The following is a 21,621-nucleotide window of genomic DNA, read 5'->3' on the forward strand; positions in this document are numbered from 1 at the left end:
ATCGGCTAAGCCGGCAGGAAACTGCGCGCTGTGAAGTAGCCCACGCCTCCGAGCACGACCGCCACCGCCGACGCTTCACCGAGCGCCATCGCGTATTCCCGGCGTCCGGCCGTGAAGGCCAGTACAACCTTCGTGATGGTATTGACCGCGACGGCGATCAGGATGACATCGGCCGCCGTCGTCACATCGATCGTCGAGCCGACGAGGCGTGCCGTGGAAAGCGTGATGGCATCGACATCGACGAGGCCGGAGATGGCTGCCACGACGAAGAGCGCGGATGCCCCGACGTAGTCGATCGCCATCTTCGACACGAGGCTGATGAGACCGAGCAGCGCCGCGAAGGAGATGACGGTCGTGAGCTCGAAGGGGTTTTTCAGGTCAATCTCCGGCGCCTCGGTGGCAGTCTTGGAACGCCACGCTGCAAACAGGCCGGCGGCCACAAAACCGATGATCGCCGGGACGAGCGCTGAGGCGAGCGGTACCAGCATCGTGAAGGACAGGGCACTGGCGATGACAAGAACGCGAGCGTAGGAGAGGGCGCCAGCAATGCCAGCGCCGGCCGCAAGATGCCGCGCACCTTCAGGTGCCTCCGCTGAATAGCGGGCGAAGGACAGCGTCAAGGCCGTCGACGAGACAAGCCCGCCTGCCGCCCCGGCGAGCAGAACGCCTCGACCGCTGCCCATCAATCGGATCGCGATGTAGCCGGCAAAGGACAGCGCCGCTATGGTGATCGTCAAGAGCCAGAGCGAGTAAGGATTGAGCGCACCCCAGGGATCAAGCGCTCTGTCCGGCAGCAGTGGCAGAGCAATCACGGTCATCGCGAGCAGCAGCAGGGCGGAACGGAGTTCCACCCACGTCAACCCTCTGAGAAAGCCGTGCAGGCTGTGGCGCGCCGCGAGAATGACCGTCGTTGCGACGGCGCCGGCTGCCGCGGTCACAACGTCGCCGACGGCAGCCAGGACGCCGAGCCCGAATACCACAAGGGCGGCGACGACGGTGGTAATGCCATAATCGTGGTTCTCCTCCGTCTCCTGCCACTTACCGGCTATGTAAACGAGACCCAACAGCACTGCGATCGTCGCAGGGAGATACGGACCCGTCATGGATTGAAGCGTTCCGGCTATTCCGCCGAGAAAGCCGGTGAGGCCGAACGTGCGGATACCCGCGGCCCTGCCTCCAGCACGGATCTGACGCTCCTGCCAGCCTCGTTCGACGCCGACGAGGAGGCCGATGGCAAGCGCCACGCCGAGGCGCTGGAAAACTTCGATATGGTCCATGGCATGACGATATCGCCGCTTTATACGCGCGCAAGCGCAAATATCTGAAAGAATTGGTGCATTGCGGCCTCAAGGCCTCGAACGCTGCGTGGCTGGAGTGCGGCGCCGGCGACACCGTTCGATCGTCAGGACGTTTTCTGAGTATCGAACCGCTGGCCGTTCTGGAAAACTGTCGCGCTTGCTGCTATTGGCCCATAGATTTGACCAAAGGAGAGAGCGATGATCCAGACGACATTCACCGACCGCGCCGCGATGGCGGAACTCGTGGCGAAGATGCTCTGGGAGATCAAGGCGGTGCATTTCAATGCTGCCCAGCCCTACAAGTTCGCGTCCGGCATGGCGAGTCCGGTCTACATCGATTGCCGCAAGCTGCTCTCTTTCCCGCGCGTCCGCTCGACCGTGATGGATTTTGCCGCCAGCGTCGTGCTGCGCGAAGCCGGTTTCGAGCAGTTCGATTGCATTGCCGGTGGCGAGACCGCGGGCATCCCGTTTGCGGCACTGCTCGCCGATCGCCTCAGCCTGCCGATGATCTATGTCCGCAAGCAACCGAAGGGTCACGGCCGCAACGCACAGATCGAAGGCAACATGCCGGAGGGCTCGCGCGTCCTCGTCATCGAGGACCTGACGACGGCAGGCGGCAGCATGTTCAAGTTCATCGATGCTGTCAGGGCTGCCGGTGGCGTGGTCGATCACGGTATCGCGCTGTTTTATTACGGCATTTTCGATGAAGGCGCGTTGCGCTTTGCCGATGGCAAGGTGAAGCTGCACTACATCGCCACCTGGCGCGATGTTCTGGCGGTCGCCAAGGCGCAGAAGCTGTTCGACGAGAAGATTCTGAACGAAGTCGAAGCGTTCCTCGATGCGCCGCTCGCATGGTCCGGACGCAACGGCGGCATTTCATCACTTTGAATGAAGAATTGCGTCGCGGCGCTTTGCTTTTGCCACGAAATTATCTAATCGATTTGAACATCGATGGATCGTAATGCTTGGGAGGCCGGAATGATTTTGTGCTGTGGCGAAGCGCTGATTGACATGTTGCCGCGGGAAACGACTCTCGGTGAGAAGGGGTTTGCGCCCTACGCCGGCGGTGCGATCTTCAATACGGCGATCGCGCTCGGACGCCTCGGCATCCCGACGGCCTTCTTCACCGGCCTCGCCGACGATATGATGGGCGAGATCCTGCGCGATACGCTGAAGGCGAGCAATGTCGACTTCAGCCTCTGCGCCATTACCCCGCGCCCGTCGACGGTCGCCTTCGTCAAGCTCGTCAACGGTCAGGCCACCTATGCCTTCTACGACGAAGGCACGGCCGGGCGCATGATCACGACCGAAGACCTGCCCGTTCTCGGCGACGATTGCGAGGCGCTGCATTTCGGCGCGATCAGCCTGATCCCCAGCCCTTGCGGCGAGACCTATGAAGCGCTTCTCGACCGCGAGTGCGACAAGCGGGTGATTTCGCTGGATCCAAACATCCGCCCCGGCTTCATCAAGAACAAGGAAGCCCATATGGCGCGTATCAAGCGCATGGCGTCGAAGTCCGACATCCTGAAGTTCTCCGACGAGGATCTGGAGTGGTTCGGCCTCGAGGGCAGCCATGACGACCTGGCGGCCTACTGGCTGAAGCAGGGTGCCAAGCTCGTCGTCATCACCAAGGGAGCTGAAGGTGCATCAGGCTACACCAACGAACGCAAGGTCACCGTCCCGAGCGAGCGCGTTACCGTCGTCGATACCGTCGGCGCCGGTGATACCTTCGACGCCGGCGTGCTTGCGTCGCTGAAGATCGATGATCTCCTGACCAAGGAAAAGGTCGCGTCGCTCAGCGAAAAGGCGCTGCAGAACGCCCTCTCGCTCGGCGCCAAGGCCGCAGCCGTCACCGTCTCGCGCGCCGGAGCCAATCCCCCGTGGGCAAAAGAAATCGGTCTCTGAGCCGAGGCCTATAACCGATCGAGAAAGGCGAGCACTTCGCGGTTGAAGTGCTCGGGCCGCTGCAGCGGTGCGAAATGGCTCACCTCTGGCAGGAGGATCAACTCGGCATCGGGAATGCTGCGTGCCAGATAATCCGCGTGCTCGCGCTTGATGAATTCGTCGTTCTCTCCGAGCACGACCGCGACCGGCACCTTGATGCTCGCGAGGTCGGCGGGCTTATAGTTCGGCTCGCTTGCCATCATCTTCGACACGTCGCCGACGAAGCTCTCGAAGGCGTCGGGCGTGGCGGATAGCGCCCGATAGTCCTTTCGATGCCGGCTGAAGCAACGATCGATGATCGGGGTCGGCTTGAATTCAAGCGTGCCGCTCGGGTCCATGTTGCAGGCGAAGAAAAACACACCGGAAACCCGCTCCGGCCGCTGGTCGGCGAGAATAAGCGCCGTGCATGCCCCGTCGCTCCAGCCGACGAGCGCGGCCTTTACCAGTCCTAGGTGATCCATCACCGCAAGCACGTCTTCGGACATCCGCGTGTAATGATAGGGACGCGCGTCACGCGTGCTGCGGCCGTGGCCGCGGCTGTCAATGACGACGACTTGCCGGCCCGTGGCGACGAGCGCTGGCACCTGAAAGCCCCAGTTTCCTGCATTGCCGAGCCCACCATGTAACAGGATCACGGCCGGACCGGAGCCGTAGCTCGCATACCAGATGCGGGCGCCGTCATTCTCAACGAAGCCATGGTGCTGCGACCTAGGTAGCGGCGCCGCGCCATGCGCTTCGAAATTCACAAGTTCGTCGTCCGTTACGCTCATTCAACCTCTCCGCATCGCGACGTACCTATAACGCATGGCGAGGTCGGATTTCGACATGGACTACGCGAAATACCGCGTCGCGGGCGAGCCTGGGTAGAAATCGACGCATGTCATACTTAATAGACCGCTAATATTGCGACCTGTACCTTCAATGTTTAACGTTGGAGGAGAAGAAATGGTTCTACGCGTTGACGGTCACGGCTGGTCGCTCGGCAGCGTCGAAGCCGGTCATTGTTCGGCGGCGACCAAAGCCGCGATCAAGTGCGCACTGGAAGCGTCATCGGAGTTCGACAGCACGCAGATCATTGTTTCAATGCTTGGCGATTTCGTGGTGCTTGAAGGCTTTGTCCGCTGTCGTGGAGATGACGAACTGGCCGTGGATGTCGCCGCCGCCATCGTCGGGTCGAGTCACGTTCACAATCGACTGCTATGTCGTGGCTTCCCGAAGAGGCCGAACTAGAGGCGGCTTTCTGAGCCCCCAGTTCGCAAACTGTGAGAAGCTCCCGCGGTCAGCCGCGGGAGCTTTTTTGTCTCGATGCTCTTACTTGGCGAGCTTCGCCAGCGCGGCGACCAGGCCCTGTGTCGAGGAATCGTGACCGGCGGCGCTTTCCTTGCCTTCCACGACGGGCAGCAGCCCGGTTGCCAGTTCCTTGCCGAGCTCGACGCCCCACTGGTCGAACGAGTTGATGCGGAACAGCACGCCTTCGACGAAGACGCGGTGCTCGTAGAGCGCGATCAGGCGGCCGAGCGCATAGGGTGTCAGCTTGTCGTAGACGAAGGTGATCGATGGGCGATTGCCGGTGAAGACACGGTGCGGCGCGATGAAATCGGCCTTTTTGTCGTCCATGCCCTTGTCGGTCAGCTGCTTCTTCGCTTCTTCGAAGGTACGCCCCTTCATCAGCGCTTCCGACTGTGCAAGCACATTCGAGATCAGCAACTGGTGCTGGTGGCGGAGATTTGGTTCGAAGGCGTTCGCCGCGATCATGAACTCGGCCGGGATGACGCTCGTGCCCTGGTGGATCAGCTGGTAGAAGGCGTGCTGGCCATTGGTGCCGGGCTCGCCCCAGACGACCGGGCCGGAATTGCCTTCTACCGGCGTGCCGTCGATCGTGACGCCCTTGCCGTTCGATTCCATGTCGAGCTGCTGCAGGTAGGCCGGAAAGCGGGACAGGCGCTGGTCATAAGGCAGGACCGCTCGGGTTGGATAGCCGAGCACATTGCGGTGATAGAAGCCGATCAGGCCGAGCAGCATTGGTAGGTTCTTGGTAACGGGCGCCGTGCGGAAGTGATTGTCGACGGCATGGGCGCCCTCGAGAAACTTGATGAAATTCTCCGGCCCGATGGCGATCATGATCGGCAGGCCGATTGCCGACCAAAGCGAATAACGGCCGCCCACCCAATCCCAGAAGCCGAAGACGCGCTCGCTCCCGATGCCGAAAGCCGCGACCTTGTCGAGTGCGGTCGAAACGGCGGCGAAATGATGCTGAACGGCAGCCTCGCCGAGCGCGTCGGCGATGAACTTGCGCGCCGTCTGCGCGTTCGTCATCGTCTCCACCGTCGTGAACGTCTTGGAGGCGACGATGAAGAGCGTCGTCTCGGGCTGAACGAGCTTCAGCGTATCGGCGATATGGGCGCCATCGATGTTGGAAACGAAATGCGCGCGCGGGCCGTCATGGAATGGTGCCAACGCCAGCGTCGCCATCACGGGGCCGAGGTCGGAGCCGCCGATGCCGATATTGATGACGTCGGTGATCGCCTTGCCGGTCGCGCCCTTGAGGCTGCCGGAGCGGATGCCGTCGGCGAATGTGCCCATGGCTGATAGAACGGCGTTGACGTCGGGCATCACGTCCTTGCCGTCAACCAGCACCGGCGTGTTGGAGCGGTTGCGCAGAGCGGTGTGCAGAACGGCACGGTTTTCAGTGAAATTGATCGCCTTGCCTGAGAACATCTCGTCGCGCTTGGCTTCGACGCCGCCCGTTTCCGCGAGCTTAACCAGGAGAGCTAGAATCTCGTCGTTCACCGCCGTCTTGGAATAGTCCATCAGGAGGTCGTCAAGCGACACGCTAAAATGGGAGAAGCGCTGCGGATCGGCGGCAAAGGCGGCGCGCAGATCAGTCGCCTTGGTAGCGGCCGCAGTGCTCTTCAATTGTTCGACGATGGCATTCATGGGAGGCTCCTTTGCAGGGCGAGAGGGTCGCGGAAACTATTCGCTTTGTAGGGCGCAAATCAAGTTCGGCGACCTCCCTGGACGCAAAAAAGCCACCCGCCTAAGCGGATGGCCGTAATTTCACGCAACCGTCAAACTTAGCCGCGGAGATCCTTGCGCAGGATTTTTCCGACCGGCGTCTTTGGCAACTCGGTGCGGAATTCCACGAAGCGCGGACGCTTGTAGTTGGTGAGGTTCGCAGCGCAATGCGCCTTCACATCGGCCTCCGTCAGCGCCGGATCCTTGCGCACCACAAAGAGCTTCACGGCCTCGCCGGAGTGCCCGTCGGGGATGCCGACCGCTGCCGCTTCGAGAATGCCCGGATGCATCGCCGCCACTTCCTCGATTTCGTTCGGATAGACGTTGAAGCCGGAGACGAGGATCATGTCCTTCTTCCGGTCGACGATCTTGGTATAGCCGCGTGCATCCATGAAACCCATGTCGCCGGTGCGGAAATAGCCGTCCGCCGTCATCACACGGGCGGTTTCCTCCGGCTTGTTCCAATAGCCGGCCATCACCTGCGGCCCGCGGATGCAGATTTCGCCGATTTCGCCGAGAGGCAGCGAGTTGCCGTCCTCGTCGCGAATGTCGAGATCGGTGGAGGGGATCGGCAGGCCGATCGAGCCGGTGAACTCCGCCGAATCGAAGCGGTTCGCCGTCGCCACCGGCGAGGTCTCGGAAAGCCCGTAGCCCTCGGTAATGTGGGAGCCGGTGATCTTCATCCAGCGCTCGGCGACCGGCCGCTGCACTGCCATGCCGCCACCGAGCGACATCACGATGTTAGAGAAGTCCAGCTTGGCAAAATCGGCATTGTTCATCAGCGCATTGAAGAGCGTATTGAGACCGGGGAAGATATGAACCTTCACCTTGCCGAATTCCTTGACCAGGGCCGGAATATCGCGCGGATTGGCGACGAGGATATTGTGGGCGCCGAGCGACATGCCCATCAGCGAATTCACCGTCAGCGCGAAGATGTGATAGAGCGGCAAGGCGCAGAGGAAGTTCAGGACCTCCGGGCGCGGCTTCTTGTCGAAGGCCGATTCCAGCCAGAGTTCGAGCTGCAGCTTGTTGGAGAGCAGGTTCCTGTGCGTCAGCACTGCGCCCTTGGCGATGCCCGTCGTGCCGCCGGTGTATTGCAGGAAGGCGATGTCGTTACCCTTGAGGCTTGCGGGCTTCAGTGATTTGCCTGCGCCCTCGCCGAGCACCTGCTTGAACGTTTTGTGCTGGGGGATCGACCATGAGGGAACGAGCTTCTTGACCCTTCGCACGAGCAGATTGACGATCAAGCCCTTGGCGCCCAGCATCTCGCCGAGCGACGTGACGACGACATGGCGCACGTCGGTTTTGACCAGCACCTGCTCGACCGTGCGAGCGAAATTCTCGAGCACGAAAATGGCCTTGGCGCCGGAATCGCGCAGCTGGTGTTCCAGTTCGCGGGGCGTGTAAAGCGGATTGACATTCACGACCACGAAGCCGGCGCGCAGGATGCCGTAAACGGCGACCGGATTCTGCAGGACGTTCGGCATCATGACGGCGATGCGATCACCCTTCTCGAGGCCGATGCTCTGCAGCCACGCCGCAATCTTGCGGGTTTGGCTTTCAAGCGCGCCGTAGGTCAGTGTCTTGCCCATGCTGGAAAAGGCGGTGCGATTGGCATAGCGCGCGCAGGATTTCTCGAGCAATTCCGCCAACGATTCGTATTCCAGTGCGGGAAGCTCTGCCGGCACACTCTCGGGATAAGTCGCAAGCCAGGGCTTTTCGGGCTTCGCACCGCCTGGATGGACGGAAATGCTGTTCATATTGTCTCTCTCCCTGTCGCTGCCGGCCGGTCCAACCGGCAAGCCGATTGGACGATCCTCCATCTTCCAACGCGGCAGCTTATGTCATCGCCTGAATGGTTCAAGCTGAGAATAGAGCTACACTAACCTTAACGTAAACGTCAATAACGCAGCGTCTGCGGTTGTCGTGAGTAAAGTTGGGAACATCGAGTTCGGGGTAGCGTTTTTATGCGTGGACCAACCACGAGGAAAACCAAAAGGAGGTGCACCATGCTGCATCAGGACGCTGACAACACCCGCCGTGACCCGAACGTGAAGGATACTCCGACGCTGATTGCCAGCGACCGCGTGGAAGGCACCCGCGTCTATGGAGCCGATGGCAAGCATATCGGTTCGATCGAACGATTGATCCTCGGCAAGCGGGACGGCCGCGTTGCCTACGCCGTGCTTGAGTTCGGCGGTTTCTTGGGTATTGGCCACGATCACTATCCACTGCCGTGGGAAAAGCTGAGCTACGACACCCAGCTGGACGGCTATCGCATCGACCTGACGAAGGAGCAGATCGAAGGCGCGCCGAGCTATGCGGATGATGACGACACCTGGTACAACGATAATGGCCGCCGAGTGTATGATTACTACGGCGTGCCGCCCTACTGGATGTAACGTCGTCCGCTCACGTGCGATCCATCGATCGCGCGTACATGCGCTGCGCCAACGCGCCTTCTGACGCGCGGCGTGGTAAAACGACCTGGATGGGCCCCGTCGCGGACGGGGCCTTTTCAGCTTCTGGCAACGAGGTCGTTGGCTGAGCGCAGCACTGTGCCAAGTGCGATATCGCCTGCCGAGAACGCTTTTGCAGTGCGCAGCGCGAATGTGTGGCTTTCACCCGGAAGCAACGTGACCAGCATGGAATCGACGACTGCATCAGGATCGAGCCGGTCGGCCATGAGGCAGAGATCCTTAAGGAAGGTCTGTGCCGTAATTGTCACAGCATATCCTTCCGTGGTGGCGCTAAGCTCGATCGACGCCCGCGGTGCCGGGAGCTTCAAATCAAAGTCCTCGGCGAAATAGTGGAAGGCGCGCCGGTCAAGCATCTGCACGACGATGAGCTCGTTACCGGCATCATCCGGCGTTGCGACATCGGCCGACAGCGGAAACTCCTTCGCCTCAAACCGGTCGCAGAGCAGCCGCCAGAACTCGAATTCGGCCAGTACCGTTCCGTCAAGCCGCAGCCGTTTGCCTGATATTTTCGAGCGCCAGAACAGCGTGCGTTCGTTGACGGCGACGGCTGCCAGTCCACCGTTGCGTGGCTGGATCGTCAGCAGCCTGGGATCGAATGCCTGCTGCATTGCATACCAGAGCGGCTTGCGCCGTCCCGCTGAATCGAGTGCTGCCCAGGACGTCACCGGCCAGCAATCGTTGAACTGCCAGACGACGGCACCTTTGCAGATGTCGCGATGCGAGCGCATGTGCTCGATCGCAAAGCGGATGGCGCGTGCCTGGTTCAGCTGTGTTGCGAAGTGCCAGTCGTCCATCGTCTGCGGCACAGGCAGATGCCCGGCAAGGCCGCGGATCAGCTTGTCATTGCCTTGGGTGGCCTTCTGATGATGGAACACGCCGTTGGAAACCGGCGTCAGCGGCGCGTCGTGCACGCTTTCTTCGATCGTCGCCCAGTTCGGCGGCGCCTGCCAGCCGAATTCGGAGCAGAAGCGCGGGATGTAGTTGCGATAGATCTCGTAGCCGACGTCGTTCCAGACGTCCCAGATATGCTTGCAGCCGTGCTCATCGGCGTTGGGCTCGATCTCCATCGTCCCGGAGTAGGGGCTACCGGGATAGTACGGCCGATCGGGATCCAGCTCGGCGCAGAGCTTCGGCAGGACGTCGAGATAGTAGCCGAGCCCCCAGCTCACGCCCTCCTTGATGATAGGCCGCCAGCCCCATTCGTCGAAACCCCAGATGTTCTCGTTATTGCCGTTCCAGACGATCAGCGACGGATGCGGCATCAGGCGCACGACGTTGTCGCGGACCTCGGCTTCGACCTCGCTGCGCAAGGGTTCTTCTTCCGGATAGGAGGCACAGGCAAACAGGAAATCCTGCCAGACGAGCATGCCGGCGCGGTCGCAGGCCTCGTAGAATTCGTCGCGCTCGAAGATGCCGCCGCCCCAGACGCGCAGCAGGTTGATGTTCGCAGCTTTCGCCTCCTCGATGCGGGAAACGTAGCGCTCGACCGTTACCCGCGACGGGAAGCAATCGTCAGGAATCCAGTTCGCGCCGCAGACGAAAAGCGGCACGTCGTTGATGACGAAGGTGAAGGCGGAGCCGTGTTCGTCTGGAGCCGTATCGAGCCGAACCGAACGAAAGCCGATCTCCTTCGAATAACTGTCGAGTAAGTCATAGCTTACGCCGTCCCGCAATTCGATTTGCAGCGGATAGAGCGGCTGGGCGCCAAGATGGTGCGGCCACCAGATCTGCGGCGAGGGAACGGTCAGCTGGAACTCGACCTCGTCAGCTCCCTCCGGGAGTTCGGCGACATGGCTGACGCCGGCGAGGGTTGCAACAAGTTTTGCCGGAACGCCGTCTTGGCGCTCGACGCTTGCACGAACTGTCACGCGCCCGTCGCCGCCGGCAAGCGTCGCCGAAACCCGTGTCTCCGCAAGTCGGGCTCGCTCCCAGCTTTCCAGCCGCGCCGGCTTCCAGATCCCCGCTGTCACCAGCGTCGGACCCCAGTCCCAGCCGAAGTTGCAGGCCATCTTGCGCATCAGGTTGCCGGGGCCGGGATAATTGTTCGGGCGATAGCCGTAATGCGCCTCCATCTCGGCGCCGTAGGCGTAAGCGGAGCGGAAGGTCACGACCAGCTCGTTCGCACCTTGCTTGAGCCGCTCCGACACGTCGAAGCGATAGATGCGGTGCATGTTGAAGGTGCGGCCGAGCTCCTCGCCGTTCAGCACGATCGTCGCGACGGTATCGAGGCCTTCGAACACCAGTTCCTGGACCTTCCCGGCATCCGGCGATGCATCGAAGCTGCAGCGATAGGTCCAGTCTTCCTTGCCGATCCAGTCGTTGGTGATCTCGTTGACGTCGAGATAGGGATCGGGGATGAGTCGGTTGGCGAGCAGGTCGAGATGCACGTAGCCGGGTACCTGTGCCGGAATTTCAGCAGGCAGGTCGCGTCGACCTGTAACGTTGCAGGAGAGCGTCCAGCCCCGGTTCAGTTCGGTCTTTTCGATCATGAGAAACTCTTAGAGATAACGGCCGTGACGCTGCAGGACTTCGATCTTGTAGCCGTCGGGATCGGTGATGAAGAAGAACAGCGCCAGCAGCTTGCCGTCGCGATTGAGCTCGACGATCTTGCCGGGGTTCAGGCCGGCCTCGGTCAGGCGCTTGTGCTCCACCTCGACCTCCTGGACGGAGAGGGCCAGATGCCCATAGCCGTTGCCGAGATCATAGGGCTCGCTGCGCCCCTTGTTGACCGTCAGCTCCAGCTCGAAGCCGGTCTCGTCATTGCTCATGTAAATCAGGGTGAAGGTGTCGAAGTCGATGCGATCGGCGACCTTGAGGCCGAGCACCTTGCCATAGAACTCGACCGAACGCGCCTCGTCGAGGACGCGGATCATGGAGTGAATCATCTTGGCCAAAGCTGCCTCCCATTGCCGATATCACGGCAGCCTTGGTAGCCGCCGCCTCATGCCGGGCGCAAGCCAATTCTTTCAGTGATGGCGTTTTCGATCAGCCCCATCGCGTCATAGATCAGCACCGCCATCAGGCCGACGATCAGGCCGCCCTGGAGGATGAAGGCGGTGTTGTCGGAGATCAGCCCGGCGATGATGACTTCGCCGAGGCCCTTGGCGGCCACCGTCGAGCCGATCGTTGCCGTGCCGATATTGATGACGGTCGCAATCTTCAAGCCCTCGAGGATCAGCGGCAGGGCGAGCGGCAATTCCACCTGAAAGAGCCGCTGTGTACCATTCATGCCCATGCCGTCGGCGGCATCGAGCACCGAGGGAGACACCTGCTTGAGGCCAGAGACGGTGTTCTCGAAGATCGGCAGTAGGCCATAGAGAAAGAGGGCGATCAAGGTCGGTCCGGCGCCGAAGCCGGTCGCGGGTACGGCAAGGGCGAGCACCGCCACCGGCGGGAAAGTCTGGCCGGCACTGGCGATCGCCCGGGACAACGGCAGGAAGTCCTCACCGCTCTTGCGGGTGACAAAGATGCCGCCGAGGATCGCCAGAACGGCGCTGCCGACGATCGAGATCGCCACGAGGAAGAGATGCGAAGCGGCAAGCTGCGGAAGGCTGTTTTGGGTATAGACTGCCGGCGCATTGTTGCTCGTCAACGGCACGAGCAGGAACGACAGCCACTCCGTCCTGAACAACAGGATCAGCAGCAATACCAGCGCGCCAACGCGAAAGAGGTTCGCAAAGACGAGCCTCATGCTTTGCGGCCCAGTTCGAGCAGTCTGGTCATAGAGATAGAGCCAACAGGTGCCTTGTCCGCGTTTTGAACCGCGGCTTCGTCAACGCCCTGCCAGATCATCTCGGCCAGGGCGTCGCGCAAGCTGAGCGATTGCGGTAATGCGTAAGCCAGGCCTGACTTTGCCGGCTCCATGCTTTCCCTCAGCGGCAGCAGCGACATCAGCTTCAGCGCCCGGTCGGAGGTGCCGGTCAACTGCTGTACAAAGGGGTCCGCCGGCTCAGTCAGGATCTTTTCGGGTGCAGAGCATTGCAGCAGCTTGCCGGCGCTCATCACGGCGATCTGGTTGCCAAGATGGAAGGCTTCGTCCATGTCGTGCGTCACGAGGACGACGGTTGTACCGAACTGCTTCTGGATCGCCAATAGATCGTCCTGCGCCTTGCCGCGGATGACGGGATCGAGCGCACCGAACGGCTCGTCCATCAGCAGCAGTTCCGGTTCCGCGGCGAGGGCCCGCGCAACGCCGACTCGCTGCTGCTGGCCGCCGGACAGCTGGTGTGGGTATTTCTCGGCAAATGTCGCGGGATCGAGGTTGAACAGGCCGAGCAGTTCCTCGACGCGGTCGTTGACTTTCACCGTATCCCAGCCGAGGAGCTGCGGCACCGTCGCGATGTTTTGCGCAACGGTCCGGTGCGGAAAAAGGCCGTGCCCCTGGATCGCATAGCCGATCTTGCGGCGCAACTCGGTCACAGGCACGTCCATGATGTTCTGGCCACCGACGAAGATCTCGCCCGACGTGATCGGCACAAGCCGGTTGATCATCCGCATGAGCGTCGATTTACCCGAGCCGGAGGTGCCGACAACGACGGTGATCGAACCCTTCTCCACAGCCATCGAGACGCTGTCGACCACGGTCGCCGTGCCGTAGCGCTTGGTGACGTTCCTGATTTCGATCATGCTCATGCGGCGGATCCCCGTATGCTGTCGATGACCGCATCGAGGATGACGGCCGAAGAGAAGGCGAAGAAAACGGTCGGCACGGCGCCGAGCAGAACGAGGTCCATGGCCGTTTGACCAAGCCCCTGGAAGATGAAGATGCCGAAGCCGCCACCGCCGATCAGAGCCGCGACCGTCACCAGGCCGATCGCCTGCACCAGGACGATGCGGATGCCGGTGAGGATGACCGGAAAGGCAAGCGGCAGGTCGATGCCGGTCAAAATCTGGCGGCGCGTCAATCCCATGCCCGCCGCGGCATCACGCACCGAGGGATCTACGCCCTGCAGACCGACGACGGTGTTGGCGACGATCGGCAACAGCGAATAGAGGACAAGCGCGATCAACGCCGGCGCGGCTCCGATGCCGCGAATGCCGATCGAGGCCGCGGCGGGCACATGCGTCGCGAGGTAGCCGAGCGGCAGCATCAGGATGCCGAAGAGCGCGAGGCTCGGGATCGTCTGGATCAGGCTAAGGCCCTGCAGCACGACGGCGCGTAACTTTGGAACCCAAAAGCACAGGATACCTAGCGGCAGGCCGATGACGATGGCGATCGCCAGCGAGCCGAACGCCAGCAGCAAATGAGCGAGCGCTTCCGTCCAGAACTGAGCGGATCGGGTCGCGAATTCCTTCATGATAGAGAGATCGTCGAGCAGTCCGGACGCAAGGAAGATGCCGAGCAAGCCAGTGTATATAACAAGCGCCGCAATGCGCATCCACGGGGTCAGCTTGATCTTCACAAGAGCATCCGAGACGATGAGCCCGATCACCGCAAACAGCACCCAGAACCCACCGCCCGGCGTCATGCGCGCGGCATTGCTGTTGGGCGGGGTGAAGGCCGAGGCAGCAAAACCGATGGTCGCCAGCAGGGCTGCAAAACAGAGGGTCGAAACCACCAGCCGCAGCATCGCATTTTGCAGAAACAGAACGGCCAGAGCGGTGACGATAAGCAGAATTGTCAGGATGATGGCGGAGGGTTGATTGAGCAGCTGCGTCAGCAGCAGGGGCTTTCCGGCGGCGATGCGGTTTGCCTTCACATAGATGAAGGGCAGGAGCGCAGTTGCAACGACACCTGCCGTCACCAGCACCACGCCAAGCCGGTCCAGTTTGCGGACCGCTAAGGTTTCTTCCATCGATCCATCCTGTCCGGTCGAAAGGCTGCTCCGCCCGCGAACAGGCGGAGCGTCTGGCAACGAGATTACTTCAGGAAGCCCTTTTCCTTCAGGTAGCCTTCGGCAACCGATTTCGCCGGCTCGCCGTCGACCTGGATCTTGCCGTTCAGCTTGCGCAGTTCGTCGGCGTTCAGGCTCTTGAAGATTGGGGCGAGCACTTCCTCGATCTTCGGGTTTGCCTTCAGCACCTCCTCGCGGATGATCGCGGTGGGCGCATAGACCTGCTGGACGTTCTTGTCGTCTTCCAGGACCGTCAGTTCCGCAGCCTGAATCGCGCCGTCGGTGCCATAGACCATGGCGGTGTTGGCGCCGTTCGTCTGGTCGGCTGCCGCCTTGATGGTCGCGGCCGTGTCACCGCCCGAAAGGACGATTTCCTGGTCCGGCTTCAGCGTGAAGCCGTAGGTCGTCTGGAATGCCGGAAGCGCGCCGGCCGAGTTGACGAATTCGGCGGAAGCCACAAGCTTGGCAGCGCCACCGCCGGAGACCCACTTGCCGAAGTCCGACATGGTCTTCAGGTTGTTCGGGCCGGCGACGTCGTTGCGTACAGCGAGCGCCCAGGTGTTATTGGCCGGGGAGGGCGTCAGCCAGACGATCTTGTTGGCGTCGTAGTCGAGCTTCTTGGCGAGGTCGTAGCCCTGCTGCAGGTTCTTCCAGGCTGCATCGTCGGCCTTGTTGAAGAAGAAGCCGGCATTGCCGGTATATTCCGGATAGATGTCGATTTCGCCTGCGGTGATTGCCTTGCGAAGAACCGGCGTCGTCCCAAGCGCAACGCGGTCCTGCGTCTTGATGCCGTTTGCATTGAGCGCGAGCACGATCACGTTGCCGAGCAGCGTGCCTTCAGTATCGATTTTGGATGAAACGACGACGTCTGCAGCATGGGCCGCACCTGCCGCAAATGCGGAAAGCGAGACGGCAAGAGCGAATTTCTTCAACATGGATTGTCCCCTTGATTTACACCGTTTGACCTCGTGGCAGGCCCCGGCGGGAGCCTTTCACGTATAAAATCACCGGCGAAAGCAGCCTGGCTGCGATCATGCCGGAAATACGTGCGTCATGGAAATAGCGTTCGCGTTCGAAAAATCGATGCAAGCCTCTCCAGTTTTGCGTTCGCGGCGCGATTATGGCGGTGAATGCAAATGCTTGCGCGAAAATGCATTTCCTTTTCCGTCGCTGCAGCGATTTGTTTTTGTTCCCTTGCGTGTTTCCGCAGATGTCCGGTGCTCTTCAGTGCTTCTACTGTCCAACCCGGTTTTGTTCTTGATGAGAACGATACCGGTCTGATTTTGCGACAGGGATATCTTTTTTCGCGAACACACCATATCGTTCGATTTTTCATATTGTTACGGAGAAAACGATTGCAGCTCGGCACGTTGTTTGTCGCCAGTCACGTGCTCGCATCCGGCTCGGTCAGAGAGACGGCGCGCAGCCTTTCGCTTGCAGCATCGACGGTCTCGACGGCGGTCCGCAATCTCGAGACCGAGCTTGCGCTCAAGCTGACGGAGCGCAGCTCCGGTGAGCTAACCACGCTTCTCGCCAGCAACGACGTGCGCGAAAAGCTCGCCCCGATCGTACAGTCAGCCGAAGAACTGGCAAATTGGATCGGGACCGGCGAACCGGCGCGTCTGCCGATCAAGATCGCCACGATGGAGCGATTTCTGGAGGTCGCCGACCAAGGCAGCATCAACCGGGCGGCGCGACGGCTGAAACTTGGTCAGCCGCAGCTTTCGCTTCAGATCGCGACTTTGGAAAAGGCGCTGGGTCATCGCCTCTTCGAGCGCCAAGCCAACGGCTCGGCGCTGACCGAGCAGGGCGGCCGGGTCTACGCCATTTTCCAGGCCGTCACGCAGGAGTGGAATGATCTGAAAGCGACCGCCGACGAACGCTATCAGCGCACGGCGCGGGCGCTGCGCATCGGTTCGATCATTCCGACAGGATCGGAAAGCTGGGTCGCGCGGTGCCTCGGGGCCCTTGTCGCCGAATGGAACGCCCGCCGCAGTAAGAATGCGCTGTCTCTGGTTCTGATGACGGCGGATGACTTGCGGGAGGCTTTGAAGTCCGGCCGGATCGACGTTGCCATTCTCGACTCCGTTTTCGGTCTGGAGCACTTCCAGCATCGAGAGTTGCTGAAGACCGACATGGTCCTCATCGCACCGCCCCAGAGCCGCGAACGGACGGTGGCCGAGCTCGTCGAAGGTCACGCGATCTGCACGCCGAGTTCTCGAACAGGGCTTGGGCACGCCGCAATGGCGCTCAGCCATGAGCGCACCGCCAATCGCAGGCACCGCAATCAGGACATTACCGCGGCCGACTCCCTGCCCGTGATCGTCGACCTTGTCGCCAACCATGGCTACATCTCGTTTCTAGGCCGCGTCAGCGCCATGCCCATTGCCGACAAAGTTCGCATCGTCGAACTCGAGGAGTCCATCCCGATGTCTTATCATGTCGCCTTCAACCATCGGAAAGCTTCGGCTGACGCAAGCGCCATGATAACAGCGGCCATTGCCAAAATAATCGCCGAACCCGTCGCACAAGAGCGCGCCTTCGCTTAAAGAGACAGCGGCGGACAAGGAGATTCGAGCGTGAGTGTTTTGCTGGAAGTGTGCGTGGACAGCCCGCAAGGTCTTGCGGCAGCAATTGCCGGCGGCGCCAACCGCATCGAACTCTGCTCGGCCCTGGAACTGGGCGGATTGACGCCCGTCGCGGGCCTGATGAAAGCCGCAGCTGCGGCGCCTATTCCGGTCTATGCAATGATCCGCCCGCATGCCGGCCCCTTCGTGTTCGATGCGGCCGACGAAGAAGCGATGATGACCGACATCGATGCCGTGCGTGCCTTCGGCCTAGCCGGCGTCGTCATCGGTGCCAATCGCAAGGACGGCACGCTTGATGTGCCGCTGATCAGCCGGCTGAAAGCCCGCGCCGAGGGGCTTGGATCAACACTCCATCGCGCCTTCGATCTTGTGCCGGATGCCGATGCGGCATTGGAGCAGGCGATCGAGCTTGGCTGCGAGCGCATCCTGACATCCGGCTGTGTGCCGAAGGCAATCGATGGCCTGGAGACGCTGAGCCGTCTCTCCCGCAAGGCCGCCGGCCGTATCGCCATCATGCCGGGTAGTGGCGTACGGCCCGGCAACGTTGCTGAGTTCCTGCGGGCCACCGGAACAAGCGAGGTTCACGCCTCCTGCAGTTCGCCGGTCGAGAGTCTCGATCCGCGCGCCGTCGCCTTCGGCTTTGAGGCTGCAGCGACAAACCGGACGGATGCCAGCGTCGTCCGCCAGATGCGGGCAGCGATCGACGCAGCCTGATCGTTCGCCAGCGTAGGCATTGGGATGGCTTAGGTGCCGATCTTGATCACGGCCTTGATCAGCCCGCCTTTTTCGTGTGCCCAGCGTGCCAGGTCTCGTGGTGCATTCGCCAATGTCGTTCGATGCGTGATCAGCTTGTCGACCGGGACAAGGCCCTTGGCAATCGAGTCCGCCACATGCTCGAAATCCAATCGGGTCGCGTTGCGGCTGCCGATCACCATCATTTCCCGCTTGTGAAACTCAGGATCGGAGAAGCGGATGTCGTCCTTGACGACGCTGACCAGCACCAGCGCGCCGCCATGGGCGACAAAGCTGAAGGCTTTCTCCATGGATGGGCCATAGCCGGTCGCATCGAAGACGACGTCGAAACCATCGCCGTCGGTCTTCACCTTGACCGCTTCGGCGACGCCTTCCCCGGCGAGGATGCCTGAGGAGAAGCCGAAACGATCCGCAGCCATCTGCAAACGCTCTCGGCTGGTATCGAGCAAGGTCACATCATGTCCCGCAATCCGCGAGAAGATCGCCGCGCCCAGCCCGATCGGACCGGCGCCGATGACAAGGGAGCGCGATCCGGCTGGCGCCATCGAACGGCGAACCGCATGGGCGCCGATCGCCAGAAATTCGGTGGTTGCTGCCGCTTCAAGGCTCACGCCGTTCGCAGCATAAAGATTGCTGGCTGGAACGGTGATTTCCTCGCAGAAGGCTCCGTCGGTATGGACGCCAAGGACCTTGATGCTCGTGCAGCAATTCGGTTTGCCCTGACGGCAGGCGACGCAGATGCCACAAGAAAGATAGGGGTTGACGATGACAGGTGAACCGACCGCCATGGCAACCCCGTCGCCGGCTTCCAGAATCGTCGCCGAAATCTCGTGCCCCATCACCCGGGGATACTCCAGGAACGGATGCTTGCCCTCGAAGATATGGTAGTCCGTACCGCAGATGCCGACGTGGCTGACCGCAAGCCTTACCCAACCGGCTTCGGGCGCGGCAGGGGAAGGGCGTTCCACGAGTTCGAGGACACCGGGTTCTTTGCAGAGCACTGCTTTCATGATGATCTCGCATTCCTGGAATGGAAGAAGCCGGCCGTGGGGCCGGCTCCGTATGTCGCTGCCGGCTTACGGGTTGCGGCGGCGGCGCAGCTGATCGAAGTAGACGATCACGATAATCAGCAAACCGGTGATGATGCGCTGCCAGAACGAGTTGACGTTGAGCAAGTTCGCGCCGTTGTTGATGGTTGCCAGAATGAATGCACCGATCAGTGGTCCATGAACCGAACCGACAGCGCCGAACAGGCTGGTGCCGCCGATGACAGACGAGGCGATTGCCTGCAGTTCCCATCCGTCCGCCTGTGTGGCGTTGCCGATCGCGATACGCGAGGCAAGGAGAACGCCGACGAAGGCCGCAAACGTCGCGGAGAGAATGTAGGCAAGATAGATGATGCCGTTCACCCGCACGCCCGACAGGCGGGCCGCTTCGCGGTTCGAACCGACGGCGAAGAGATAACGCCCCCAACGGCTCAAGTGCAGGAAGACATAGGACGGGACCGCAACGAGAATGACCATCCAGAACAGGCTTGGCACGCCGAGAAAGTCGGCGCGGGCAAAGTTCGTGAAGGGCTCGTTGACGATGTTGATCGTCGAACCATTGGTGATCAGCAGTCCGATACCACGCAGCGAGGTCAGCGTTGCCAGCGTGATGATGAACGGCGGCAACCCCATCTTGACGATGCCGAAGCCGTGGAACACCCCGATACCGACGCCGATCAGTAGGGTGATGAGAATGGAGGCCCAAACCGGCACGCCCGCCTGCAGCAGCCAGGCGAGGATGACGGTGCAGAAACCGACGATCGCGCCGACCGAGAGGTCGATGCCGGCGGTAATGATCACGAAGGTCTGCCCGAGCGCCAGAATGGCGGTCATGGCGCCCTGGCGCAGCAGGTTCGAGATGTTCAGCGGCGTCCAGAAGCTGGCGGTCACGAAGCCGAGAAGGATCCAGAGGAACGCCAGGAGACCGATAAGGGTCAGGCCGAAGAGGATATTCACTTTCCGGCGCGCCGGCGGCGCTGCGATCTCAGTGGGGGTTACGGTCATTGATGGTCTCTCCCTCTTATTCTTTTAGACGCCGATCGCTTCGCCGAGCACTTCTTCATGTGTTGCCGCGTGGAAGTCGTGGCTGGCAACAAGCTGGCCGCGACGGAAGACGTGCAGCCTGTCCGCGAGTTCATAAACTTCCGGCAGATAGGACGAGATCAGGATGATCCCGGCGCCCTGCTTCAGAAGCTTGGCAAACAGCCGGTAGATTTCCGCCTTCGTGCCGACATCGACGCCCACCGTCGGCTCATCGAAGATGAAGAGCCGGGCGCCATGGCTCAGCCACTTGCCGATGACGACCTTCTGCTGATTGCCGCCCGACATGGCCGAGACGAGAACGCGTCGGCTTGGCGTCTTGATCGCGAGATCGCGAATCTGCTGGTCGGCGTTCTGTGATTCCTCGCTGTGGCTGATGACGGGGCCTTTGCTCAGCCGTTTGAAGACGGGGAGGTTGATGTTCAGCCCGATCGGCAAGTTGAGGCAAAGTCCCTGGTCGCGGCGGCTCTCAGGTGCCAGCGCGATGCCAAGTTCCATCGCAGTGCGCTCATCCTTGATATCGACCTTCTTGCCCATCCAATGGATCTCGCCGGTCGTTTTCTCTCTGCCGTAGAGGCCAAGCGCGAACTCGCTGCGCCCTGCGCCGATCAAGCCGTAGAGGCCGACAATCTGCCCGGCCTTGACCGAGAGCGACACGTTCTCGAAACCGGGGCCGGACAGCCCACGCACGTCGACGATCGTTTCGCCGATCGGGATCTCTTCCTTGTGGTAGATCTGCTCGATCGAACGGTTGATCATCAGCGCGATCAGCTCGCCTTCGTTCGTCTCGCCGATCGTGCGCGTGCCGACATGCGTTCCGTCGCGCAGCACCGAAACGCGGTCGGCGAGCTCGAACACTTCTTCCATGCGGTGGCTGATGTAGACGATGGTGACGCCCTCACCCTGCAGACGGCGGATCAGCTTGAAAAGCTGGGCCGATTCCTGGCGGGTCAGGTAGGCGGTCGGTTCGTCGAAGATCAGGAACTGCGTGCCGCGCATTGCCGCGCGTGCCGTCGCGACGAGTTGCTGCTGGCCGATCGTCAGATCGCTCAGCAGGACATGGGCTGGGAGCCCGAAGCCGAGATCGTCGAGGACGGCCTGTGCCATCCTCTCCATCTCTTTCTTGCGCATCAGGCCGTACTTGTTGACCTCGTCGCCGAGAAAGAGGTTGGCCGCGACCGTCAGATGCGGGCAGAGAACGACTTCCTGATGGACGGCATTGATGCCGCGTGCGATCGCCTCGTTCGGCGTCGCCAGGGCGACCGGATGGCCGCACCAGAGAATTTCGCCAGCCGTTCTGGTGATTACGCCGGTCAGAAGCTTGATGAGCGTCGATTTACCGGCGCCGTTCTCGCCGACGATCGCATGAATTTCACCGGCCAGGAACGTCACCGTCGCTGGTTTCAGCGCCTGGACGTAGCCGTAATTTTTTTGGAGTCCCTTGAGTTCGAGGATCGGGGCGCCCGCAGGAATGCGGTTTGCCTCCGTCAGCTTGGCGCTGTCATCGTGGCGATGACTGACCTCTTCCAGGCTCATGGGCGTTTCCTCCTCGCGAATTGCCGTCTCTCCACCGGCCGCCCGCACTCCTCAGGCGGACGATAACACAGGTGAAGGAAAGGCCG

The 21,621-nt window shown here is 61.4% G+C and carries 19 protein-coding genes; 6 read left to right on the forward strand and 13 right to left on the reverse strand.

From position 1 onward, the window contains the following. Nucleotides 1–5 precede the first annotated feature (5 nt). The gene (locus FHX16_RS02555; RefSeq protein ID WP_183860448.1) at nucleotides 6–1,277 is read right to left on the reverse strand and encodes an MgtC/SapB family protein; all 1,272 of its coding nucleotides are present in this window, start codon (nucleotides 1,275–1,277) and stop codon (nucleotides 6–8) included. 219 nt (nucleotides 1,278–1,496) lie between these two features. Between FHX16_RS02555 and FHX16_RS02560 the strand changes: the two genes are divergently transcribed. Together FHX16_RS02560 and FHX16_RS02565 are read left to right on the forward strand one after the other, a co-directional pair. After that, on the forward strand, nucleotides 1,497–2,186 hold the full coding sequence (locus tag FHX16_RS02560; RefSeq protein WP_183860446.1) for an orotate phosphoribosyltransferase: 690 nt from the start codon (nucleotides 1,497–1,499) through the stop codon (nucleotides 2,184–2,186). A 90-nt stretch (nucleotides 2,187–2,276) separates the two neighbouring features. Continuing rightward, nucleotides 2,277–3,203 (forward strand): carbohydrate kinase, encoded by a 927-nt coding sequence (locus FHX16_RS02565; protein WP_183860444.1) that lies wholly within the window; start codon nucleotides 2,277–2,279, stop codon nucleotides 3,201–3,203. A gap of 8 nt (nucleotides 3,204–3,211) precedes the next feature. On the opposite strand, the gene FHX16_RS02570 is transcribed toward FHX16_RS02565, so the two are convergent. After that, on the reverse strand, nucleotides 3,212–4,012 hold the full coding sequence (locus tag FHX16_RS02570) for an alpha/beta fold hydrolase (protein ID WP_183860442.1): 801 nt from the start codon (nucleotides 4,010–4,012) through the stop codon (nucleotides 3,212–3,214). Nucleotides 4,013–4,187: 175 nt separating this feature from the next. Here FHX16_RS02570 and FHX16_RS02575 point away from each other — a divergent pair, with 175 nt between their 5' ends. Continuing rightward, nucleotides 4,188–4,472: a BON domain-containing protein gene (locus FHX16_RS02575; protein WP_183860440.1), complete on the forward strand. Its 285-nt coding sequence runs from the start codon at nucleotides 4,188–4,190 to the stop codon at nucleotides 4,470–4,472. Between the two features lie 81 nt (nucleotides 4,473–4,553). Here the strand turns inward: FHX16_RS02575 and pgi are convergent, their stop codons facing one another. Further along, entirely contained in the window at nucleotides 4,554–6,179 is a 1,626-nt protein-coding gene (gene pgi, locus FHX16_RS02580) for a glucose-6-phosphate isomerase (RefSeq protein WP_183860438.1), read from the reverse strand. Nucleotides 6,180–6,316: 137 nt separating this feature from the next. Then, the gene (locus tag FHX16_RS02585) at nucleotides 6,317–8,017 is read right to left on the reverse strand and encodes a long-chain fatty acid--CoA ligase (protein ID WP_183860436.1); all 1,701 of its coding nucleotides are present in this window, start codon (nucleotides 8,015–8,017) and stop codon (nucleotides 6,317–6,319) included. Nucleotides 8,018–8,266: 249 nt separating this feature from the next. Here FHX16_RS02585 and FHX16_RS02590 point away from each other — a divergent pair, with 249 nt between their 5' ends. Then, a complete protein-coding gene (locus FHX16_RS02590) occupies nucleotides 8,267–8,659 on the forward strand; it encodes a PRC-barrel domain-containing protein (RefSeq protein ID WP_183753103.1) in 393 nt (130 codons plus the stop codon). A 116-nt stretch (nucleotides 8,660–8,775) separates the two neighbouring features. On the opposite strand, the gene FHX16_RS02595 is transcribed toward FHX16_RS02590, so the two are convergent. The 6 genes from FHX16_RS02595 to FHX16_RS02620 all read right to left on the reverse strand — a co-directional run bounded on the left by FHX16_RS02595 (nucleotide 8,776) and on the right by FHX16_RS02620 (nucleotide 15,506). Continuing rightward, complete coding sequence (locus tag FHX16_RS02595; RefSeq protein WP_183860434.1) at nucleotides 8,776–11,226, reverse strand: glycoside hydrolase family 2 protein; 2,451 nt, start codon at nucleotides 11,224–11,226, stop codon at nucleotides 8,776–8,778. A gap of 9 nt (nucleotides 11,227–11,235) precedes the next feature. Then, on the reverse strand, nucleotides 11,236–11,631 hold the full coding sequence (locus tag FHX16_RS02600; protein ID WP_183860432.1) for a VOC family protein: 396 nt from the start codon (nucleotides 11,629–11,631) through the stop codon (nucleotides 11,236–11,238). Between the two features lie 47 nt (nucleotides 11,632–11,678). Next, nucleotides 11,679–12,428 (reverse strand): ABC transporter permease, encoded by a 750-nt coding sequence (locus FHX16_RS02605; RefSeq protein WP_183860430.1) that lies wholly within the window; start codon nucleotides 12,426–12,428, stop codon nucleotides 11,679–11,681. Further along, nucleotides 12,425–13,369, reverse strand: a complete 945-nt coding sequence (locus FHX16_RS02610) for an ABC transporter ATP-binding protein (protein WP_183860428.1) — start codon at nucleotides 13,367–13,369, stop codon at nucleotides 12,425–12,427. Before FHX16_RS02610 ends, FHX16_RS02605 begins: the two co-directional genes overlap by 4 nt. Then, nucleotides 13,366–14,532 (reverse strand): ABC transporter permease, encoded by a 1,167-nt coding sequence (locus FHX16_RS02615; protein ID WP_259126422.1) that lies wholly within the window; start codon nucleotides 14,530–14,532, stop codon nucleotides 13,366–13,368. Before FHX16_RS02615 ends, FHX16_RS02610 begins: the two co-directional genes overlap by 4 nt. Before the next feature lie 65 nt (nucleotides 14,533–14,597). Continuing rightward, nucleotides 14,598–15,506, reverse strand: coding sequence for an ABC transporter substrate-binding protein (locus tag FHX16_RS02620; RefSeq protein WP_183860424.1), 909 nt, complete (start codon nucleotides 15,504–15,506; stop codon nucleotides 14,598–14,600). 420 nt (nucleotides 15,507–15,926) lie between these two features. Here FHX16_RS02620 and FHX16_RS02625 point away from each other — a divergent pair, with 420 nt between their 5' ends. Continuing rightward, on the forward strand, nucleotides 15,927–17,120 hold the full coding sequence (locus FHX16_RS02625; RefSeq protein WP_183860422.1) for a LysR family transcriptional regulator: 1,194 nt from the start codon (nucleotides 15,927–15,929) through the stop codon (nucleotides 17,118–17,120). Nucleotides 17,121–17,150: 30 nt separating this feature from the next. Then, nucleotides 17,151–17,873 carry a copper homeostasis protein CutC gene (locus tag FHX16_RS02630; protein WP_183860420.1) on the forward strand — a complete coding sequence of 241 codons (723 nt, stop codon included), beginning with the start codon at nucleotides 17,151–17,153 and terminating at the stop codon, nucleotides 17,871–17,873. A gap of 29 nt (nucleotides 17,874–17,902) precedes the next feature. Here FHX16_RS02630 and FHX16_RS02635 read toward each other — a convergent pair whose 3' ends face one another. The 3 genes from FHX16_RS02635 to FHX16_RS02645 form a co-directional block, all read right to left on the reverse strand. Further along, the gene (locus FHX16_RS02635) at nucleotides 17,903–18,922 is read right to left on the reverse strand and encodes a zinc-binding alcohol dehydrogenase family protein (protein WP_259126423.1); all 1,020 of its coding nucleotides are present in this window, start codon (nucleotides 18,920–18,922) and stop codon (nucleotides 17,903–17,905) included. Nucleotides 18,923–18,988: 66 nt separating this feature from the next. After that, the gene (locus FHX16_RS02640) at nucleotides 18,989–19,963 is read right to left on the reverse strand and encodes an ABC transporter permease (protein ID WP_183753083.1); all 975 of its coding nucleotides are present in this window, start codon (nucleotides 19,961–19,963) and stop codon (nucleotides 18,989–18,991) included. Between the two features lie 24 nt (nucleotides 19,964–19,987). Then, nucleotides 19,988–21,535 carry a sugar ABC transporter ATP-binding protein gene (locus tag FHX16_RS02645; RefSeq protein ID WP_183860417.1) on the reverse strand — a complete coding sequence of 516 codons (1,548 nt, stop codon included), beginning with the start codon at nucleotides 21,533–21,535 and terminating at the stop codon, nucleotides 19,988–19,990. Nucleotides 21,536–21,621 lie beyond the last annotated feature (86 nt).

It is taken from the genome of Rhizobium sp. BK661 (assembly GCF_024808825.1).
Lineage (GTDB): Bacteria > Pseudomonadota > Alphaproteobacteria > Rhizobiales > Rhizobiaceae > Rhizobium.

What these genes read in the sequence shown, in the direction of transcription:
- FHX16_RS02555 (WP_183860448.1), bottom strand. Translation starts at nt 1,277, where the DNA reads ATGGACCATATCGAAGTTTTCCAGCGCCTCGGCGTGGCGCTTGCCATC.
- FHX16_RS02560 (WP_183860446.1), top strand. Translation starts at nt 1,497, where the DNA reads ATGATCCAGACGACATTCACCGACCGCGCCGCGATGGCGGAACTCGTG.
- FHX16_RS02565 (WP_183860444.1), top strand. Translation starts at nt 2,277, where the DNA reads ATGATTTTGTGCTGTGGCGAAGCGCTGATTGACATGTTGCCGCGGGAA.
- FHX16_RS02570 (WP_183860442.1), bottom strand. Translation starts at nt 4,012, where the DNA reads ATGAGCGTAACGGACGACGAACTTGTGAATTTCGAAGCGCATGGCGCG.
- FHX16_RS02575 (WP_183860440.1), top strand. Translation starts at nt 4,188, where the DNA reads ATGGTTCTACGCGTTGACGGTCACGGCTGGTCGCTCGGCAGCGTCGAA.
- pgi (WP_183860438.1), bottom strand. Translation starts at nt 6,179, where the DNA reads ATGAATGCCATCGTCGAACAATTGAAGAGCACTGCGGCCGCTACCAAG.
- FHX16_RS02585 (WP_183860436.1), bottom strand. Translation starts at nt 8,017, where the DNA reads ATGAACAGCATTTCCGTCCATCCAGGCGGTGCGAAGCCCGAAAAGCCC.
- FHX16_RS02590 (WP_183753103.1), top strand. Translation starts at nt 8,267, where the DNA reads ATGCTGCATCAGGACGCTGACAACACCCGCCGTGACCCGAACGTGAAG.
- FHX16_RS02595 (WP_183860434.1), bottom strand. Translation starts at nt 11,226, where the DNA reads ATGATCGAAAAGACCGAACTGAACCGGGGCTGGACGCTCTCCTGCAAC.
- FHX16_RS02605 (WP_183860430.1), bottom strand. Translation starts at nt 12,428, where the DNA reads ATGAGGCTCGTCTTTGCGAACCTCTTTCGCGTTGGCGCGCTGGTATTG.
- FHX16_RS02610 (WP_183860428.1), bottom strand. Translation starts at nt 13,369, where the DNA reads ATGAGCATGATCGAAATCAGGAACGTCACCAAGCGCTACGGCACGGCG.
- FHX16_RS02615 (WP_259126422.1), bottom strand. Translation starts at nt 14,532, where the DNA reads ATGGAAGAAACCTTAGCGGTCCGCAAACTGGACCGGCTTGGCGTGGTG.
- FHX16_RS02620 (WP_183860424.1), bottom strand. Translation starts at nt 15,506, where the DNA reads ATGTTGAAGAAATTCGCTCTTGCCGTCTCGCTTTCCGCATTTGCGGCA.
- FHX16_RS02635 (WP_259126423.1), bottom strand. Translation starts at nt 18,922, where the DNA reads ATGAAAGCAGTGCTCTGCAAAGAACCCGGTGTCCTCGAACTCGTGGAA.
- FHX16_RS02640 (WP_183753083.1), bottom strand. Translation starts at nt 19,963, where the DNA reads ATGACCGTAACCCCCACTGAGATCGCAGCGCCGCCGGCGCGCCGGAAA.
- FHX16_RS02645 (WP_183860417.1), bottom strand. Translation starts at nt 21,535, where the DNA reads ATGAGCCTGGAAGAGGTCAGTCATCGCCACGATGACAGCGCCAAGCTG.